This window comes from Thiolapillus sp. (genome assembly GCF_048562965.1).
Taxonomy (GTDB): Bacteria; Pseudomonadota; Gammaproteobacteria; order Chromatiales; family Chromatiaceae; genus Thiolapillus; species Thiolapillus brandeum_A.
Window position 1 is genome coordinate 1 of record NZ_JBHNMF010000796.1, and the last position, 1350, is coordinate 1350.

A 1350-nucleotide genomic window follows, 5' to 3' on the forward strand; every position below is an offset into this window, starting at 1 on the left:
GGATGTTGTGATTACGCGGTCTTGCCCAGCCTGAATAAATTTACCACGATCAGACTCCGTAACTTTCTTGCTGGTAACGATCTTGAGCCATGCCTGGTCGCTGATTTTTTCAAGATTTTGATTGAGCGTGGAGCCCACCCAGCCACCTTCACCCCCGCCTCCTGCCGATTTAAGCATAAAGCCGCCTTTTGGCGGCTTTATGCTTTATTTAGCCCTCGGAAAATTTATGCTTTATCAGGAAATGTTGTTGAATATAAAGGGTTTTTATTTTATTTCCCTGTTTTCTTCGCAATATTTTCGGCAACAAATTGCTTACGCTATTCGCTCAAGCGACGACGCACCGTTTCCCCCAAGCATTATTCTCCGTACCAAAGATTAGCCAGACTCTCCTGTACCAGATCTTTGGTGTAGTATCCCGTACTGTTTTCCCCATCAAAAACAGCATCTTAGTATAAATATAGATTGATGTTGTTCATTTCGTCAAGCCTTCTGTATACTCATCATTGCTGATTTAACCGAATTAAACCGATTATTTCTGGGATGCTGTGAATCTTCCGGGAATCAGTGCATACATAGGCTTTTCAGGAACATAAAGAATGGAAGATAGATGGCTGTCGGTAGATGAAATAGGGACTTACCTAGGCGTCAAACGGGACACGATCTACAAGTGGATTGCCGATAAATCCATGCCAGGCCACAAAATAGGTCGCCTCTGGAAATTCCGAAAAGAAGAAGTTGATGCTTGGGTGCGCAATGGAGGCGCCAATGAGACCAATGACTGAAGTGACCGGAACGCCCAAAAGCACGCGAGCAAATTTTGGTTTTGGCCTAGATCAGGCTGGTAGCCATAATGCCCGCACCATGATGCTGGATGAGCTGACATCCCTATTTCAGTGCGTATCCAATCCAAATTCAGAAAAAACAGATTACGCTCATGCGATTATTGATGAAAATTGCCTGGGGAAACGTTCTGAAAAGACGCGCAAGATTACTTTTCGGCATCTAGCCAGCCTTTATGGATTAGACCAATCCTTGGTACTTTTTCGCGTACTGCGTTATTTCTGGGAACGGGATGAGGCAGGACGCGCCCAGTTGGCTCTGTTGGCGTGTTACGCACGGGATTCCATTCTTCGTGCAACGGCTCCTTTTATCCTGGATCTGCCGGTAGGGACTACGATCGAGCGAGAAGCCACGGAAGAATTCATTGAATCTGTCATGCCTGAGCGCTTCAGCAAAGCCACACTGAAATCGACGGCTCAAAATATCAATGGTACCTGGACAAGGTCTGGCCACTTGCAGGGCAGAACAAGAAAGCAGAGGACGCTGGTGGAAGCAACTGTAGGCAGCATT

At 46.3% G+C, this 1350-nt stretch carries 2 protein-coding genes; both read left to right on the plus strand.

Annotated features, from left to right (window positions below; all coding sequences use genetic code 11):
- The first annotated feature begins 596 nt into the window (after nt 1-596).
- The gene (gene mads1, locus ACOCD2_RS20150) at nt 597-782 is read left to right on the plus strand and encodes a methylation-associated defense system helix-turn-helix domain-containing protein MAD1 (RefSeq protein ID WP_293649840.1); all 186 of its coding nucleotides are present in this window, start codon (nt 597-599) and stop codon (nt 780-782) included.
- Nucleotides 775-1350 (plus strand): hypothetical protein (locus ACOCD2_RS20155; protein WP_293675179.1); only part of this gene is annotated, 576 nt, incomplete at its 3' end. The genes mads1 and ACOCD2_RS20155, both read left to right, overlap by 8 nt.

Bases quoted from the DNA above. Each gene is read 5' to 3' on its own strand.
- mads1 (WP_293649840.1), top strand. From the start codon at position 597: ATGGAAGATAGATGGCTGTCGGTAGATGAAATAGGGACTTACCTAGGC.